The sequence below is a fragment of the Streptomyces sp. NPDC127114 genome, from assembly GCF_042677525.1.
In the GTDB taxonomy this organism is placed as follows: Bacteria; Actinomycetota; Actinomycetes; order Streptomycetales; family Streptomycetaceae; genus Streptomyces.
Genome location: NZ_JBHXTJ010000015.1, coordinates 73,976 through 91,101 on the forward strand (window position 1 = coordinate 73,976; position 17,126 = coordinate 91,101).

Here is a 17,126-nt window from a genome sequence, read left to right on the forward strand (position 1 = left end):
GCCGCCCCCATGACCGCCGCCCCCGAAACCCTCCGCGCACCCCTCGTCGTCGAGTTCCCCTTCACCCGCTCCCTCGGCCCCGTCCAGTCCGCCTTCCTCACCGGCCTGCGCGAGCGCGTCCTGCTCGGGGTGCGCACCGAGGCCGGCCGGGTGCTGGTCCCGCCCGTCGAGTACGACCCCGAGACCGCCGCCGAACTGCGCGAACTCGTCGAGCTCGCACCCACCGGCACCGTCACCACCTGGGCCTGGAACCCCGAGCCCCGGCGGGGACAGCCGCTCGACACGCCCTTCGCCTGGGTCCTGGTCCGGCCCGACGGCGCCGACACCGCGCTGCTGCACGCCCTCGACGCCCCCGGACCCGAGACCGTCCGCACCGGGATGCGCGTCCGGATCCGCTGGGCCGCCGAACGGCACGGCGCCATCACCGACATCGCGTGCTTCGAGCCGTACGACGGCGACGACGGCGATGCCGGTGGCCCTGCCGGCCACGCCGCCCGGCCGCACGACGGCGTCTTCGACGAGCCGGTCACCGGCATCGTCGCGCCCGCCCGCCTCGACTACACCTACACACCCGGCCGCGCCCAGACCGCCTGGCTGCACGACCTGGCCGAGCGCCGCACCGTCGGCGAACGCTGCCCGTCCTGCGCCAAGGTCTACGTGCCGCCCCGCGGCGCCTGCCCCACCTGCGGCGTCGCGACGACCGAGCGTGTCGAGGTCGGCCCCCGCGGCACGGTCACCACCTTCTGCATCGTCAACATCAAGGCGAAGAACCTGGACATCGAAGTCCCCTACGTCTACGCCCACATCGCCCTCGACGGAGCCGGCCTCGCCCTCCACGGCCGCATCGGAGGCATCCCGTACGACCAGGTCCGCATGGGCCTGCGCGTCGAACCCGTGTGGACCGAAGGCGGCCGCTACCCCGACCACTACCGGCCCAGCGGCGAGCCGGACGCCGACTACGACACGTACAAGGAGCTCCTGTGACCGCAGCACGCCGGGACGTCGCCATCGTCGCCTTCGCCCAGACCGACCACACCCGGCGCACCGACGAACTCTCCGAGGTCGAGATGCTCATGCCGGTCCTCCACGAGGTGCTGCGGCAGACCGGCCTCAAGACCTCCGACATCGGCTTCACCTGCTCCGGCTCCTCCGACTACCTCGCCGGCCGTCCCTTCTCCTTCACCATGGCGCTCGACGGCGTCGGCGCCTGGCCGCCCATCTCCGAGTCCCACGTCGAGACGGACGGCGCCTGGGCGCTGTACGAGGCGTGGGTGAAGCTGCTCACCGGCGAGGCCGACACGGCCCTCGTCTACGCGTACGGCAAGTCCTCGCCCGGCTCCGTGCGCGACGTGCTGACCCGCCAGCTCGACCCGTACTACGTGGCCCCGCTGTGGCCCGACTCCGTCGCCCTCGCCGCGCTCCAGGCCCGGGCCCTGATCGACGCGGGCGACACCGACGAGCCCGCGCTCGCCGCGATCGCCGCCCGCAGCCGCCAGGACGCCGCCGCGAACCCGCACGCCCAGCTGCCCGGCGCCCGGCCGCAGGGCGACCACCTCGTCGCGCCGCTGCGGACCGGGGACTGCCCGCCCGTCGGCGACGGCGCCGCCGCCGTGATCCTCGCCGCGGGCGACCGGGCCCGTGAACTGTGCGCCAGGCCCGCCTGGATCACCGGCATGGACCACCGCATCGAGGCCCACTCCCTCGGCGTGCGCGACCTCACCGACTCGCCGTCCACGCGCCTCGCCGCGGAACGCGCCGGGGCCTTCGACCCGACCGCCGACCGCCCCGTCGACACCGCCGAACTGCACGCCCCCTTCACCTCGCAGGAGGTCGTGCTGCGCAAGGCGCTCCGGATCGGCGACGAGGTCCGCGTCAACCCGTCCGGCGGCGCGCTCGCCGCCAACCCCGTCATGGCCGCGGGCCTGATCCGGCTCGGCGAGGCCGCCGCCCGCATCCACCGCGGTGCCTCCGACCGCGCCCTCGCCCACGCCACCTCCGGGCCCTGCCTCCAGCAGAACCTGGTCGCCGTCCTGGAAGGAGACCCCCGATGAGCGCAGTCAGCACGGCCGGGACGGCGAAGGAGTGCGTCGCCGTCGTCGGCATCGGCCAGACCAAGCACGTCGCCGCACGCCGGGACGTCTCGATCGCCGGACTCGTCCGCGAGGCCGCCCGACGGGCCCTCGACGACGCCGAGTTGACCTGGGCGGACATCGACGCCGTCGTCATCGGCAAGGCCCCCGACTTCTTCGAGGGCGTGATGATGCCGGAGCTGTACCTCGCCGACGCGCTCGGCGCGGTCGGCAAGCCGATGCTCCGGGTCCACACCGCCGGCTCGGTCGGCGGCTCCACCGCCCTGGTCGCCGCGAACCTGGTGGCCGCCCGGGTCCACCGCACCGTGCTCACGCTCGCCTTCGAGAAGCAGTCCGAGTCCAACGCCATGTGGGGCCTGTCGCTGCCCGTGCCCTTCCAGCAGCCGCTGCTCGCCGGCGCCGGCGGCTTCTTCGCCCCGCACGTCCGCGCCTACATGCGCCGCACCGGCGCACCGGACGCGATCGGCTCCCTCGTCGCGTACAAGGACCGCCGCAACGCGCTGAAGAACCCGTACGCGCACCTCCACGAGCACGACATCACGCTGGAGAAGGTGCGGTCCTCGCCGATGCTGTGGGACCCGATCCGCTACTCCGAGACCTGCCCGTCCTCCGACGGCGCGTGCGCGATGGTCCTCACCGACCGTACGGGCGCGGCCCGTTCGCCCCGGCCGCCCGCGTGGCTGCTCGGCGGCGCGATGCGCAGCGAGCCGACGCTCTTCGCCGGCAAGGACTTCGTCTCGCCGCGTGCGGGCCGGGACTGCGCCGCCGACGTCTACCGGCAGGCCGGCATCACCGACCCGCGCCGCCAGATCGACGCGGTCGAGATGTACGTGCCGTTCTCCTGGTACGAGCCGATGTGGCTGGAGAACCTCGGGTTCGCGGAGGAGGGCGAGGGCTGGAAGCTCACCGAGGCCGGCGTCACCGAGATCGGCGGCGACCTGCCCGTGAACCCCTCCGGCGGCGTCCTGTCCACCAACCCGATCGGCGCCTCCGGCATGATCCGCTTCGCGGAGGCGGCGCTCCAGGTGCGCGGGCAGGCCGGCGAGCACCAGGTCGAGGGGGCGCGCACGGCGCTCGGGCACGCGTACGGCGGGGGCGCGCAGTTCTTCTCCATGTGGCTTGTCGGCGACCGGCCGCCGACCGTCTGAGGGGTGTCGGAGCTCCGGGCCGGTCGCTACGCTGAGGCCCGGATCAGCCGCAGAGCGTGACGCGGGGAACGCGAGAGGAGCACGGACGTGGCGGACAGCAGGACGACCAGCACGATCACCGGCACCGTCGGCCGGCACGGCCTCGGCGGGCAGGACATGCCGGACCTCGACCTGGCGGGAGCCGACTGGCGCTCCGGCAGCCAGGGCGTGGGAGACGTCCAGATCGCGTTCGTCGAGGGCTTCATCGCCATGCGCAACGGCCGTCGCCCGGAAGGCCCGTCGATCGTGTTCACCCCGGCGGAATGGCGGGCGTTCGTGGTGAACGCACGCGAGGGTGAGTTCGATCTGACCTGAGGCGCGAACGCGCCCTCACACAGCAGGTGACGGGCTCTTTCGGCCTCCGTTCACACAACCGCCACAATCGGCCTCCCTGGCGGCGCACACCGGCGTACGCTGGGGTTTTCGTGGGGCCTTCGCCCCGGAGCACCCCCCTGTGCGCCGGGCGTGCGCCCCCGGGGTGGGGGTTGACCATGGCAGTGCACGACGGCGGACGCGTGGGGCGGGGCTTCGGGCTCTTCGAACGCGACGCCGAACTCACGGCCGCCGAGGAGGCGTTGAACCTCCTCGTCGGCATCAACGCCGGTATCAACGCCGGAACCGGCGTCGGTGCCGGCCTCGGAGACGGCTTCGGTGACGGTGACGGCATCAGCCCGTACGACGCCGAGGCCCGCAGGCCGGTCCTGCCCGTCGGCGTGTCCGGCGTGTCCGGTGTGGTCGGCGTGCCCGGGCGCCCCGACCGGGTCCCCGCGCCGCGGCCCGCCGCCGGCCCCCCGGCCCTGCGGCTGGTGAAGGGCACGGCCGGAGCCGCTTCCGGCGGAGCGAACGGGCGCACCGTACGCCGCGGCGGCGTCCTCGCCTACGCCGCGCCCGCCGGCCTCGGCAAGACCACCCTGCTCGCCGAGATCCGCCGCCGCGCCGCCGCCAAGGGCTGCACCGTGCTGTCCGCACGCGGCGGCGACCAGGAACAGCGGGTCGCCTTCCACGTCGCCCGCCAGCTCCTCCAGCCCCAGTTCGCCGGCGCCTCCCGCGACGAACTGCGCGAACGGCTCGGCGGCTGGTACGACATCGTCGGCCCCGCGCTCGGCCTGTGCACCGCCGCCGAGGGCTCACCGCCCGACCCGCAGGGCCTGCGCGACGGACTCGACTGGGTCCTCACCCACCTCGCCGTGCGCCGCGCCCCGCTCGTCCTCGTCCTCGACGACGTCCACTGGGCCGACCCCGAGTCCCTGGGCTGGCTCTCCGCCTTCTCACCGCGCGCCGAGGAGCTGCCCATGCTGCTCGTCGTCGCCTACCGTCCCGACGAACTCCCCGACGACGGCGAGGAGTTCACCGGACGACGGTCCGGCCAGCGGCCCCTCGGCCTGGAACCCCTCACCTCCGGCGCCATCGCCCGGCTCGTCCGCGACCGCGTCGGCGCCCACGCCGACGACACCTTCTGCCGCGAGTGCTGGGCCGTCACCTCCGGCAACCCCTTCGAGGCCGTCGAGCTCGCCGCCAGGATCCGCGACCGCGGCCTCGAGCCCACCGCGGACCGCGCCCCCGCGCTGCGCGACCTCGCCGCCGCCGTCAAGGGCAGCGGACTGATCGCCCAGATCGAACGGCTCGGCACCGCCACCGTCCGCCTCGCCTGGGCCTGCGCCGTCCTCGGCACCGAGATCTCCCCGCAGCTCGCCGGCGCCGTCGCCGGACTGGGCGCCGAGGACGTCGCCCGCGGCGCCGGCCTGCTGCGCCGGGCCCGGGTCCTGGCCGAGGCCCGGTCCGACGCGACGGGCGGCGGAACGGACGACGGCACCGGCCACGGCACCGACACCCTCGAGTTCGTCCACCCGCTCATCGCCACCGCCGTCTACGACGCCATCCCCGCCGCCACCCGCGTCGCCCTGCACGGCCAGGCCGCCTGGTGCGTCGTCGACGCCGGGCTCGGCCCCACCGCCGCCGCCCGCCACCTCGTCGAGACCCACCCCGAGGGCGACCCGTGGGTCGTCAGGCACCTGCGCGCCGCCGCCCAGGAGACCCTGCGGGCCGGCGCCCCCGACACGGCCCGCCGCTATCTCGCCCGCGCCCTGCGCGAACCGCCCGACCACGACGAGCGCGCCGCCGTCCTCTTCGAACTCGGCTGCGCCTCGCTCCTCACGGAGCCCGCCACCACCGTCAACCACCTCCGCGCCGCCCTGGAGGAACCGGTCGCCGACCCCGCCCTGCGCCACGGCATCGTCTACCGGCTCTCCCAGGTCCTCGCCCACAGCGACCGGCTCGTCGAGGCCTCCGAACTCCTCGGCCGCGAGTCCCGGCTCACCACCGACGCCCGCAGCCGGCTGCGCATGCAGGCCGAGAAGTTCATGTGGGACGCCTTCCGCGCCGACGAACCCGAGTCGCCCGCCCGGTCCCGGCGGCTCGCCCGGCTCGCCGACCGGCTCACCGGCCGCGACCTCACCGAGCGCTACATCATCGGCCTGCGTGCCTGGGACGCCACCGTACGCGCCGAGCCCTCCGCCGTGGCCGTCGCGCACGCCGAGCGCGCCCTGGCCGGCGGCCTCAGCTGGGCCGACGAGAGCCGCGGCTTCGAGGTCCCGGTCCTGGTCGCCCTCACCTTCCTGTATGCCGACCGGCCCGGCCGCGCCGAGGAACTGTTCGCCGCCGGCACAGCCGAGTTCGAGCGCCAGGGCTGGCGCGGCGCCCACCTCTCCTTCGCGTACACCCTGCTCGGCTACATCCGCTACCGCCGCGGCCGGCTCGTCGAGGCCGAGGACTTCGTCCGCGCGGGCCTGCGGCTCGCCGAGCGCGTCGGCCCCCGCACGCCCGCCCAGTGGTACGCCACGGGCGTCATGATCGAGGTGCTGCTCGCCCGGGGCCGCACCGAGGAGGCCGAGCGGGTCGCCCGCACCCATGACTTCGGGGAACCCTTCCCGGCCGCCGTCACCTTCCCCGACTCCCAGACCGTCCACGCCGAACTGCTCCTCGCCACCGGCCGCACCGAGGCGGCCGCCGCCGAGCTCGCGGCCGTCGGCCGCCGCCTCGACCCGCGCGGGATGCGCAACCCCGCCTGGTGCCCCTGGCAGCTCCACCTGGCCCTCGCCGAGGCCGCCGAGACCCCCGAGCGGGCCCGCGCCACCGCCCTCGCCGCCGTCGAACGGGCCCGCCAGTACGGCGCGCCCTCCGTCATCGGGCAGGCGCTCCGCGTCACCGCCGAGGTCTCCGGCGAGACCGGCGCCGACCCGGTCAAGCTCCTGGAGGAGTCCGTCGACTGGCTCGACCGCTCGCCCGCCGCCTACGAGCTGGCCCGCTCCCTCGTCGCCCTCGGCACCGCCCTGCGCCGCACCGGCCGCACCCGGGAGGCCGCCGAGCACCTCTACCGCGGTCTGGAGACCGCCCAGAGCTGCGGCGCGGACGGCCTGGTCGAGGACGCGCGGGCCGAACTCGCCGGCGCCGGACTGCGCCCCCGCGAGCTCCGGACGGCCGGCACCGACTCGCTCACGGCACGTGAGCGGGCCGCCGCCGAGGCCGCCGCCCGCGGGGCGGACCCGGCCCTCGTCCTCGGCGTCGACCAGGCCACCGCCACCCGCCTGCTCTCCGCCGTCTACCGCAAGCTCGGCACCGACCGCGCCGGTCTGGACGGCGCCCTGCGCGGACCGACGGGCGCGGCCCCGTGACCCGGGCCCCGGCGCGCCGCATCGCGCACCGGGGCACGTACCATGGCGGTATGTCCTTCCTCCGCCGCCGCAGCGCCGCCACACCCGCGGGCCCGGACTTCGACGTCCTGGCCATGGACCCCGGGGACTGGCCCGGCAATCTCGGCGCCGGTCTGCTCCCGGCCCCCGACGGCAGCTGCCAGGGCGTGTTCCTCCGTTACGACCTCTTCGGCGGCCGGGGACCCGCGATGATCATCGGCAACCTCCCGGAGGGTTCCCCGGCGCGGGAGCTCGCCGACGGGCAGGTTCCGTTCGAGGTGGCCCAGCTGCTCGCCGCCCTGGAGAACGACGAGCCGGTCGAGGTGCAGGGCAGCGAGGACGTGCCGGTGATGCAGGGCGACAACCTGCTCATCGTGCGCCGCCTCAAGCTCTCCGAGAGCCGGATCTCCTGCGTGCAGTTCGATCGCAGCGACAACGTCCTCGTGACCATCGCCAGTTGGGACCGCCCCATCACCGACGACCTGTACGCGCTGCTCAAGCCGCTGCCCGCCGAACTGTTCCAGCAGGGCTGACCGGGAGGCGGGGGCCGATGAGCAGCGTGCGCGTCGACAGCTGGATCTGGGCCGTACGGCTCACCAAGACCCGCTCCCAGGCCGCCGCGGCCTGCCGCGCCGGACACGTCAAGGTCAACGGCGAGCGGGCCAAGCCCGCCCAGCCCGTGAAGCCGGGCGACGAGGTGCGGCTCTTCCACGGCGGACGCCAGCGGATCGTCGAGGTGAAGCAGCTGCTCACCAAGCGCGTCGGACCGCCCGTGGCGGCCGAGGCGTACGTCGACAACAGCCCGCCCCCGCCGCCCCGCGAGGAGGCCGTGGTCATCGCCGTCCGCGACCGCGGCGCCGGCCGCCCCACCAAGCGCGACCGCCGCGAACTCGACCAGCTGCGCGGCCTGCGCCCCTGAAGCCGTCGCCGGAGCCCGCCCCGCAGCACGGGGCGGGCTCCGGCGTCCTCACCGCACCAGCCGGCGGAGTCCCGGAGTCGCCGGAGCGAGCCGGGCCGCCGACGTCCCGAGACCCCGCGGACCCCGCCGGGCCAGTGTCGTGCCCGCGCCCCGGTGCACGTCCTCCGGCCCGTAACGCCGCACCGTGCGGTGCCAGTTCAGGATGCCCGCGAGCCAGTCCTCCAGCTCGCGCAGATACGCCCCGAAGGCCGCCCGGCCTGCCGCGTCGAGCCCGAAGTCCGCGTACAGCAAAGGGACTTCGCGCCGCTTCAGGTGCTCGTACTGGCGCAGGCGGCCCCGCATCAGGTCGTCGACCATGCGCACCGCCGTCGGGTAGTCGCAGTCGAAGAACTTCTGCACGACGAGCACCAGGTTGTGGACCTCGCCCTCGACCTCGATCTCCTTCTGGTAGGAGAACAGGTCGTTGATCATCGTCCCGTAGTCCATCACCGCGCTTTCGAGCGCCCGCACCGTGCCCGACCGGAAGATCTCCGGCGGCAGCGTCTCGGCGTGCCGCAGCCGTGCCATCAGCATGGTCAGCTCCGAGCCGAAGGTGCTGCGGCGCATCTCGACGTAGTCGACCGGGTCGGGCACCCGGTGCTGGGCCACGTTGTGCAGCTCCCAGATCCAGCTGTCCAGCATCAGCCCGACGGCCCGGCGCAGCCGCTCCCGGGCCTGCTCGTCCATCGGCTTCGCCGTGCGCGCCCACACGTCGGCGAGCGCCCGCTCCATGGGGTTCCGCGCGTGGCCGGCCGCGGCGGCCGGATCGGCGTGCGACAGAAGGGCCTTGAAGCGGTCGGTCTGCTGCCGCGCGCCCGCGAGGTCGCGCGGCCGGCCGAAGACGATCGGGTAGTAGTCGTCCGCGTAGGTGCCCCAGACCAGCCAGCACGCGCTGAGCTCCAGCTCCTCCAGGGTGGCGTCGGGGTCCATCCCCGCCGAGCACAGCGCCAGGTCGAAGCCCTCGATCATCCGCCGGTCCCAGACGTCGTCGAGGAGCCCCATCCGCTGCGCCCAGTCCTCCGAGCGGAGTCTGGCCTCGGCGTGGTGCGGGCTCAGCGCCAGGCGGTAGGGCAGGTCGAAGTCCGGCAGCAGCGACGGGCCCACCTGCTGGTGCGGCACGTGGGTGAGGGTGCGCAGGCGGCTCTCGGTCTGGCGCCGCCCGAAGAGGCTGCGGATGTCGAGGACCCCCATCCCGAGCCCCGGCACGGCGGCCGGAGTCCCGGTCACCAGGCCCTCGTTCATGTACCGGCTGGAGCGCATGTGCCACTCGTGCCCGCCGGACTGCCAGTCCTGGAGCCCCTTGACGTACGCGGCCAGGGCGGCGGCCTCCGCCGGGCCGAGGCCGTGCTCCACGCAGAGGGCCGGCACCTCGGTGAGCGCCGTGTTCTCGAACTGCTGGAGCCGCGAGGTCAGCAGGTCGTTGACCGCGTTCGCCGCCTCCTGCGTCGAACAGCCGAGGAACTTCTCCAGGACGAGCACGCCGTTGCTGTTCTCGCCCTCGTCCTCGACCTCGCGCTGGTACGAGAAGAGGTCGTTGCGCAGATGCACCGCGTCCGAGAACGCGTCCCTCAGGACCCGCAACGGCCGTGCGTACGCCACCTGTTCGGGCACCTCCGCGCCCGCCGCGTACTCCACGAGCCCCGCCGACCAGGGCGCGCCGCCCACCTTGCGGCGCATCTCGACGTACTCGAGCGGGTTGGCGATCCGCCCGTCGTCGATGTTGTCGAGCTCCCAGAGCGACTCGTACAGCAGGTGCTCGGTCGCCTCGGCGAACCGCACCCGCCAGGCCTCCGACATCGACGGCACCGTCCGCCGCCACAGATCGGCCAGCCCGGCCTCGACCGGGTTGGTCGGCTCGGGCATGCCGGCCGCGGGGTCGGCCGGCATGAACAGCGGAAGCCGGTCCAGATAGGCCTTGCTGGCCGGCCGGTTCGGGGTGCGCTTGAAGACCTCGAGGAAGTGGTCGTCGAAGAAGAAGACCCAGGTGTACCAGTCGGTGACGAGGGACAGCGCGTCCTCGTCGCAGTCCGGGTGGGTGTACGAGCAGAGCAGCGCGTAGTCGTGGGACCGGAGGTCCGACTCCTCCCAGACGCCGGAGCCCTCCAGCATCCCCATCTCCCGCGCCCACGCGCACGTGTGCGCGCGTGCCGCCTCCAGGCGGGGATTGAGCCGCGCCGGATACGGGACGTAGAAATCCGGCAGAACGAAGGGCTGAGCCATGCCAGGGAGGCCTTTCGGTGAGCGTCGGGCTGTCGTCCGGCCGAGCATTACCCGGGTGACCCCGGCCCCACGCGAACACCGGAATAGTCATACGAGCGCGGCGAAGGGCCGGCGGACCGCGACTCGCGCCACGGACCGCCGGCGAACGAAAGGTTTCCGCCGCTCTCTCGTCAGCCCTGGGAAACCCGCACGTCAGTGGCCTTCACAAAGGCCACCCGATGGCCGAACTGAATCTGGTAGTACTCCTCCTGGCCGCGTACGACCCGGTGAACCGACGTGTCGAACGTCGGTGCGAAGAGGTACTCGCCCGGGGTGCGGCCACCCACCACGTACCGCTGCCCCGCGAGAAGCCGGTACGGCAGCGCCGACACCGGCTGCACCGGAACCCCCGCCGGATACGCGGAGGCCTCCGGATACGCCCGCCCGTACACCGGCACCGACGCCAGGCCCTCCTTCGGCGTGAGCAGCAGACCCCGCGCGTTCACCGCCGCCGGCTCCTCCTTCGGATCGTGGAACCACGCCTTCTGCCCGAGGTACCAGATCGCCGTCCAGTCGCCCCGCCGCTCCGCCACGGCGAAGCTCTGGCCGGTGGAGGCCCGCGCCCCCGTGTCGTTCACCCCGGTCGTCGAGTCCTGCCCGCCCGGCCGCAGTCCGATGTCCTTCACCAGCGGCGCGTCGGCGCTCGGCGCGGTGTGCAGGCGCACCGCGCCGCTCCCGTGCGGCGCGCACGCCTCCCCGGCCTTCACACACCCCGTGTACACCGGCCGGTGCGAGGTGTAGTCCGGGCGGATCGTCACCACCCCGGCGTCCGGACCCGCGCTCGGCGTGAGGGGACGGCCGAGCAGCCGGAAGTAGTGCGCCCAGTCCCAGTACGGGCCCGGGTCCGTGTGCATGCCCTTGATCGTCGACGCGGTCGTGCCCGGCACGTTGTCGTGGCCGAGGACGTGCTGCCGGTCCAGCGGAATGCCGAACCGCTTCGCCAGGTAGCGCACCAGCCGAGCCGACGAGCGGTACATCGCCTCCGTGTACCAGGAGTCCGGCGACGTCAGGAAACCCTCGTGCTCCAGCCCCACCGACTTGGCGTTCACGAACCAGTTGCCCGCGTGCCAGCCCACGTCCTTCAGCGCCAGGTGCTGGGCGACGTGCCCGTCCGAGGACCGCAGCGAGTACTGCCACGACACGTAGGTCGGGTCCGTCACCAGCTTCAGGGTGGTCTTCCAGTCCGCCTCGGTGTCATGGATCACGATGTAGTCGACCGACTGCGACACGGGCCGGTCGGCCTTGTCGTGGTTGCCGTAGTCGCCGTCCCCGAACTCCTCGTACGGCGCCGGGACCCACTCGCACGCCACCGATTCCGGGCACTCCACCGGGCCCCTCGACGGCGCCCGCAGCCCGAGCGCATCGACCTGCCCGGTGACCGGGGCGACCGACGGATCGGCCGGCAGGTCCACCACCTGTCCGGAGTCCGTGATCCGGGACCCGCCGGTGCGGATCACGTCGAAGACGTCGTTCGCGTACGCCGTCGCCGTCGCCGAGTCGTCCGCGCCCGAGTAGCGCGCCACCGCCCCGTACCAGTCGGCCGGGTCCGCGCTCGCCGGCAGCCCCGCCGCGCGCTGGGCCTCGGCGAGCAGCGCCGCGCCGCCGTCGATGTTCGCCGCGGTGTCCGTCCGCAGCTCCTCGGCGGACCGGCCGGTCAGCCCGGCCGCCCGCTCCAGCGTCCGCAGCCGCGCCGGCAGCGACTCCGCCGTCGGCGGCGCCGCCTCGGCGGCGAGCCGCGGCGCCCGCGCCCCGTCGCCGCGCGCGTCCTCCGTGCCGTCCGAGTGGTGCGGCGCCGAGGCCAGCGCCGTCACCGCGTCCGTCAGGTGCATCGGCCCGTAGCCGCCGGTCACGCTCGGCGCGCCGCCGTGGGAGTCCCAGCGCGACTGCAGGTACGACACCGCGAGCAGCACGCTCTGCGGAACCCGGTGCCGCTCCGCAGCCACCGCGAACTGCCGCTGGAGCGAGCCGGGTTCGGGTTCCCCGGCGGTGGCCGACGGCACGCCGGCCAGCAGGGGCAGCAACAGGACGGCGGGCGCGGCACGTCTGAGGGACGCGGAACGGAGCAAGGCAGCCTCCAGGGACGGGTGAGGACCGGGAGCAGGGGCGTGCGGAACCGAACCCGTACAGGGGTAGCGGCTCCCGGACCATCCGTCAATCACCCGGACCCACACGCGATTTCCCACGTCAGAGCTGCTGCGGAGGAGTTTCGCGCGGGCGGCCCGCCCGCCTGCGGCGCGTCAGTGGCATGGACCAATGAGGGCCGGCCACGACATGCCGAAGCGCCGCGCCCCGGTGTGTCGGCACCGGGCGCGCGGCGCGCCACCCCCGTACGGGGGCCCGTCCCGCGATCAGGGTCGGACGGGCCCCGCTGCCGGGCTCCTCAGCGGGTCCCGACCGCCGCGCGCACGGCCCGCCGTGCCATCGCGCAGTCGTCGTGCAACCGCCGCAGCAGCAGCCGCTGTTCCTCGCCCGGCGAGACCGACCCGGCGGGCACCGGCACCGAACCGGCCGGCGGGGCCTCCTTGATCGTCCGCTGCACCGCCGTCTCGTACGTACGGATCTCCCGGGTCAGCACGATCATCAGGTTCACCAGGAACGCGTCCCTGGAGGCCGGGCCCGCCTGCTGCGCCAGCTGACTGATCTGCCGCCGCGCCAGCGGAGCGTCACCGAGCACCGCCCACAGCGTCGCCAGGTCGTACCCGGGCAGGTACCAGCCCGCGTGCTCCCAGTCGACGAGCACCGGTCCCGCCGGCGACAGCAGGATGTTGGAGAGCAGGGCGTCACCGTGACAGAACTGCCCCATGCCCTGCCTGCCACCCGCGTGCGCGAGCCCGCGCAGCAGCTTCTGCAGGTCGTCCCGGTCCCGGTCGGTGAACAGCCCGAGCTCGTGATAGCGGGCGATCCGCGCCCCGTAGTCGAGCGGCGCGTCGAACGTCCCGGCCGGCGGCCGCCAGGCGTTCAGCCGGGCGACCGCGCCGAGCGCGGCCCGCACGTCCGCACGGGGCGGGGCCTCGACGGGGTGGCGCGTCAGCGCCGCCGCCCGCCCCGGCATCCGCTCGATGACCAGTGTGCAGTTCTCCGGGTCCGCGGCGATCAGCCGCGGCGCGCGCACCGGGGGACGGTGCCGGACGAACGCACGGTACGACGCTATTTCGTGCCGGAACCGCTCGGCCCACGCGGAGGAGTGGTCCAGTAAACACTTCGCCACCGCCGTCGTCCGGCCCGTCGTCCCGACGATCAGGACGGAGCGACCGCTGCGGCGCAGCACCTGCACCGGGTTGAACTCGGGGCAGATCCGGTGGACGGACGCGATGGCCTTGCGCAGCTGGGCGCCCTGGGGACCGGACAGGTCGATCCGGCCGCTGGGCGGCTGGACGGTGCTTCCCACCCAGCGCCTCGGCCGCACCGCTCCCTGTGCCGGAGCGGGCGCGAGGTACGGTCCGGAGCCGGCCGGGAGGGTGCGGTGGAGCGGCCGGGGCGGGGCGGACACGGAGGACGATGCTGTGTACATGGAGGAGACAGATCCCTTCGTGCGCCGACGAGTTGCGTGCGTCGCCCCGCCCGCCCGAACGGTCCGCACCCTGGGGAAAATGAGGGCCGGTCGATGGGGCGGGGTGGCGCGTTCCTACCTGACACCCCGGCGCGGGTGGCGGAACATCGGGCGCACCCTGGCGAACCCTGGCGAATAGTCGCCAGCCCTATGACAGGGGGTTACTGTCAACTCAGCCGAGAACCTGGGGGCTTAGACGTGACAGGGCAGACCAATACCCGCCTGGCAGACCTCTTCGGCCTGGCCGGCTGGTCCAAGGGCGAACTCGCGCGACTCGTGAACCGGCAGGCGGCGGCCATGGGCCACCCCCAGCTGGCGACCGACACCTCGCGGGTGCGGCGCTGGATCGACATGGGGGAGACCCCGCGCGATCCCGTGCCCCGGGTGCTGGCAGCGCTGTTCACCGAGCGACTCGGCCGTGTCGTGACCATCGAGGACCTCGGGTTCGTACGACACGGGCGCGCCGGCAAGCGGCGGGACGTCAGGAACACCGACAACCCTGACGGGCTGCCCTGGGCGCCCGAGCGTACGGCAGCGGTCCTCACCGAATTCACGGGAATGGACCTCATGCTCAACCGACGCGGCCTGGTGGGCGCGGGTGCCGCGCTTGCCGCCGGCTCCGTACTCACCAACGCCATGCACGACTGGCTCCACGCCGACCCCGCACACGCCGGCGCCGCCCCCCGCGCCATCGATCCCCTCCACGCCGACCCCGCTGGGTACGACCGCTACGAGGCCGCCCCCATCGGGTCGGAGGAGATCGAGGCCCTGGAACGCTCCGTCGAGGTCTTCCGCGCCTGGGACGCCTCCCGAGGCGGAGGCCTCCAGCGCAAGGCGGTCGTGGGCCAGCTCAACGAGGTGGGCGGCATGCTCGCCTACCACCACCCCGACCACCTCCAGCGCAGACTGTGGGGCGTGGCCGCCAACCTGGCCGTGCTCGCCGGCTGGATGTCGCACGACGTGGGCCTCGAACCCACCGCCCAGAAGTACTTCGTGATCGCCGCGCACGCGGCCCGCGAGGGCGGCGACCGGCCGCGCGCCGGCGAGGCGCTGTCCCGTGCCGCCCGCCAGATGGTCCACCTGGGCCGGCCCGACGAGGCGCTCGACCTGATGAAGCTCGCCACCTCGGGTTCGGGCGAGCGGCTGCTGCCGCGTACCAAGGCCATGTTCCACACCATCGAGGCCTGGGCACAGGCGTCGATGGGCCGCGGGCAGGCCATGCGCCGCACCCTCGGCGAGGCCGAGGACCTGTTCGTCTCCGACAAGGGCGAGGACAGGCCCAGCTGGATGCAGAACTTCGACGAGGCCGACCTCCACGGCATGCAGGCGCTCGCCTACCGCACCCTCGCCGAACACGACCCGGGTGCCGCGGTCCCGGCCCAGCGTCACGCCAGGCTCGCCCTCGAACTGCGCCGGAACGGGCACGACCGCTCGAAGCTCTTCGACCACATCTCGCTCGCCTCGGCCTGCTTCATCGCCGACGACCCCGAGCAGGCGGACCGCTACGCGCGCCTCGCCCTGGTCTCCATGGGCGACACCTCCTCGCACCGCACGTGGGACCGGCTGCGCGAGATGTACCGGCTGACCGGGCAGTACGCGGGCTACACCAAGATCGACCACCTGAGGGAGGAGATCGCGACCGCCCTCCCGAAGGCGCCGACGAACCGCCCCCGAACCGGTGAGGTGTGAGGAGCGGACGCGACGGGGGCCGAGGGAGGACGAAGGGGACGGGCCGGACGGCGACGCCGTGGCCGGCCCGTCCTCGTCGTACGACGTCTCTGCCCGTCGGCGTGATCCGTCCCTACGCCCGATCGGTCCGTACGTACGGCGTGATCCGTCCGTACGGGCCGTATTAGTGACCGACCCGGACCACCATCACGCAGGCGTCGTCCTCGCGCGGTCCCTCGCCGAACTCCTCCACCACCGACCGGACGCAGTCCTGCGCGTCACGCGCCACGGCCAGCCGCGGAGCGAGGGCGAGCAGCCGGTCCGTACCGGGATCGTCGTCCAGGCAGCCCGCCGCACGGGTCAGCCCGTCGGTGTGCAGCACGAGCACGTCGCCGGGGAGCAGCCGCGTCTCGGCCTCCTCGTACGCTGCGCCGGTCGTCGCCCCGAGCAGCACGCCCTCGGGCCTGGACAGGGCGCGCCCCGTCCCGTCGCGGAACAGCAGTGGGGCCGGGTGACCGGCCTGCGACCAGGTGAGGACCTGTGCGGCCGGGTCGTAACGGCAGCACATCGCGCTGCCCAGGGCGGGCTGGACGGAGGCCTCCAGGAGCTGGTTCAGGTGCCCCATCAGGGCACCGGGCCGGATCCCCGCCACCGCCATGCCGCGCAGCGCGCCCAGCAGCATCGCCATCGACGAGGTCGCGGCCACGCCGTGCCCGGTCAGATCGCCGACCGTGAGCAGCGCGTCCCCGTCCGGGAGCGCCAGCGCGTCGTACCAGTCGCCGCCGATCAGACCGGTCGTGGCGGCCGGCAGGTAGTGCCCCGCCACGTCGAGCGGGGCCGGGCCGTCGTGGGCGAACCGCAGCGAGCCGCGCCAGGGCGGCAGCACGGCCTCCTGGAGCTCCACGGCCACCCGGCGCTCGGTGTGCTCGATGTGCTGGTGGCGCTGGAGGCTGTCCCGGGTCTCGCGGACCGCGCGCTCACTGCGGCGCAGCTCGCTGACGTCGCGCAGAACGGCCCACATGGAGGCGGTGCAGCCGTCGGCGTCGAGCACCGGCTCGCCCGTCATGTGCACGGTGCGCACCCTGCCGTCGGTGCGGACGATCCGGAACTCCCCGTCGATCGGCTTGCCGTCGATCAGACAGTCGGTCACCATCGCCTGGAGCACCGGCTGGTCCTCCGCGAACACCATCGACGGCAGCTCGTCGAGCGACATCGGGCCGCTCTCCTGCGCGCGGCCGAAGATCTGGAACAGCTCGTCGGACCAGTGCACGTCGTCGGTGAGGAGGTCCCACTCGGCGCTGCCGACCCGGGAGAGCAGCGAACCGGTCAGCCGCTGCGAGGGGACGGCATCCAGCAGGGGCTCGGCGTACGCCGCCGCCGCGTCCGAGGACGCCGGGGCGGGCAGGCCCGCCTTCAGCTGCCCCAAGTGCTCACCGAGGTCGTCCAGTTGGTGCACGGCCAGATCGCACAGCGCGCGCTGCCACCGGTTCTGCGGGTCGTCCTCGTCCACCACGGCGTCCCGGCGCACCGCGTCCACCTCGCCGCGCAGCCGGCGCGTCTGCGAGATCAGCGCGTCCACCGCGCCGGGCTCGGGCGGTTGGGCGGGACGGTCCGCGAACAGATGGGACGGCATGTCGTACTCCGATGCAGGCGACGTGGCGCGGCCAAGTCTGGGAAGTGAAGCCCGGGTACGACTTTCGCACAGGCCGGGACACCTCGTAAGAC

12 protein-coding genes are annotated in these 17,126 nt (G+C 74.0%); 8 read left to right on the forward strand and 4 right to left on the reverse strand.

Translation table 11 applies throughout. From position 1 onward, the window contains the following. The first annotated feature begins 9 nt into the window (after positions 1–9). From ACFVGS_RS17660 to ACFVGS_RS17690, 7 genes are all read left to right on the forward strand, one after another. Positions 10–984, forward strand: a complete 975-nt coding sequence (locus tag ACFVGS_RS17660; protein ID WP_384418306.1) for a Zn-ribbon domain-containing OB-fold protein — start codon at positions 10–12, stop codon at positions 982–984. Continuing rightward, complete coding sequence (locus ACFVGS_RS17665) at positions 981–2,051, forward strand: thiolase domain-containing protein (protein WP_385692971.1); 1,071 nt, start codon at positions 981–983, stop codon at positions 2,049–2,051. Before ACFVGS_RS17660 ends, ACFVGS_RS17665 begins: the two co-directional genes overlap by 4 nt. Beyond that, positions 2,048–3,238: a thiolase domain-containing protein gene (locus ACFVGS_RS17670; protein WP_384418311.1), complete on the forward strand. Its 1,191-nt coding sequence runs from the start codon at positions 2,048–2,050 to the stop codon at positions 3,236–3,238. Before ACFVGS_RS17665 ends, ACFVGS_RS17670 begins: the two co-directional genes overlap by 4 nt. Before the next feature lie 156 nt (positions 3,239–3,394). After that, positions 3,395–3,592 (forward strand): DUF397 domain-containing protein, encoded by a 198-nt coding sequence (locus ACFVGS_RS17675; protein ID WP_384418334.1) that lies wholly within the window; start codon positions 3,395–3,397, stop codon positions 3,590–3,592. A 176-nt stretch (positions 3,593–3,768) separates the two neighbouring features. Further along, on the forward strand, positions 3,769–6,948 hold the full coding sequence (locus tag ACFVGS_RS17680) for an ATP-binding protein (RefSeq protein ID WP_385692972.1): 3,180 nt from the start codon (positions 3,769–3,771) through the stop codon (positions 6,946–6,948). Positions 6,949–6,998: 50 nt separating this feature from the next. Then, a complete protein-coding gene (locus tag ACFVGS_RS17685) occupies positions 6,999–7,499 on the forward strand; it encodes a hypothetical protein (RefSeq protein ID WP_384418317.1) in 501 nt (166 codons plus the stop codon). A gap of 17 nt (positions 7,500–7,516) precedes the next feature. Beyond that, positions 7,517–7,885 carry an RNA-binding S4 domain-containing protein gene (locus tag ACFVGS_RS17690; RefSeq protein ID WP_128978355.1) on the forward strand — a complete coding sequence of 123 codons (369 nt, stop codon included), beginning with the start codon at positions 7,517–7,519 and terminating at the stop codon, positions 7,883–7,885. A 48-nt stretch (positions 7,886–7,933) separates the two neighbouring features. On the opposite strand, the gene ACFVGS_RS17695 is transcribed toward ACFVGS_RS17690, so the two are convergent. From ACFVGS_RS17695 to ACFVGS_RS17705, 3 genes are all read right to left on the reverse strand, one after another. Further along, positions 7,934–10,144 carry a germacradienol/geosmin synthase gene (locus ACFVGS_RS17695; RefSeq protein ID WP_385692973.1) on the reverse strand — a complete coding sequence of 737 codons (2,211 nt, stop codon included), beginning with the start codon at positions 10,142–10,144 and terminating at the stop codon, positions 7,934–7,936. A 170-nt stretch (positions 10,145–10,314) separates the two neighbouring features. After that, the gene (locus ACFVGS_RS17700) at positions 10,315–12,249 is read right to left on the reverse strand and encodes an N-acetylmuramoyl-L-alanine amidase (protein ID WP_385692974.1); all 1,935 of its coding nucleotides are present in this window, start codon (positions 12,247–12,249) and stop codon (positions 10,315–10,317) included. A 314-nt stretch (positions 12,250–12,563) separates the two neighbouring features. Then, positions 12,564–13,694, reverse strand: coding sequence for an aminoglycoside phosphotransferase family protein (locus ACFVGS_RS17705; protein ID WP_385692975.1), 1,131 nt, complete (start codon positions 13,692–13,694; stop codon positions 12,564–12,566). Between the two features lie 237 nt (positions 13,695–13,931). Here ACFVGS_RS17705 and ACFVGS_RS17710 point away from each other — a divergent pair, with 237 nt between their 5' ends. Continuing rightward, positions 13,932–15,422, forward strand: coding sequence for a hypothetical protein (locus ACFVGS_RS17710; protein WP_385692976.1), 1,491 nt, complete (start codon positions 13,932–13,934; stop codon positions 15,420–15,422). 163 nt (positions 15,423–15,585) lie between these two features. Here the strand turns inward: ACFVGS_RS17710 and ACFVGS_RS17715 are convergent, their stop codons facing one another. Then, positions 15,586–17,034, reverse strand: a complete 1,449-nt coding sequence (locus ACFVGS_RS17715) for a PP2C family protein-serine/threonine phosphatase (protein WP_384419422.1) — start codon at positions 17,032–17,034, stop codon at positions 15,586–15,588. Positions 17,035–17,126 lie beyond the last annotated feature (92 nt).

Bases quoted from the DNA above. Each gene is read 5' to 3' on its own strand.
- ACFVGS_RS17660 (WP_384418306.1), top strand. From the start codon at position 10: ATGACCGCCGCCCCCGAAACCCTCCGCGCACCCCTCGTCGTCGAGTTC.
- ACFVGS_RS17670 (WP_384418311.1), top strand. From the start codon at position 2,048: ATGAGCGCAGTCAGCACGGCCGGGACGGCGAAGGAGTGCGTCGCCGTC.
- ACFVGS_RS17675 (WP_384418334.1), top strand. From the start codon at position 3,395: ATGCCGGACCTCGACCTGGCGGGAGCCGACTGGCGCTCCGGCAGCCAG.
- ACFVGS_RS17680 (WP_385692972.1), top strand. From the start codon at position 3,769: ATGGCAGTGCACGACGGCGGACGCGTGGGGCGGGGCTTCGGGCTCTTC.
- ACFVGS_RS17685 (WP_384418317.1), top strand. From the start codon at position 6,999: ATGTCCTTCCTCCGCCGCCGCAGCGCCGCCACACCCGCGGGCCCGGAC.
- ACFVGS_RS17690 (WP_128978355.1), top strand. From the start codon at position 7,517: ATGAGCAGCGTGCGCGTCGACAGCTGGATCTGGGCCGTACGGCTCACC.
- ACFVGS_RS17695 (WP_385692973.1), bottom strand. From the start codon at position 10,144: ATGGCTCAGCCCTTCGTTCTGCCGGATTTCTACGTCCCGTATCCGGCG.
- ACFVGS_RS17705 (WP_385692975.1), bottom strand. From the start codon at position 13,694: ATGTACACAGCATCGTCCTCCGTGTCCGCCCCGCCCCGGCCGCTCCAC.
- ACFVGS_RS17715 (WP_384419422.1), bottom strand. From the start codon at position 17,034: ATGCCGTCCCATCTGTTCGCGGACCGTCCCGCCCAACCGCCCGAGCCC.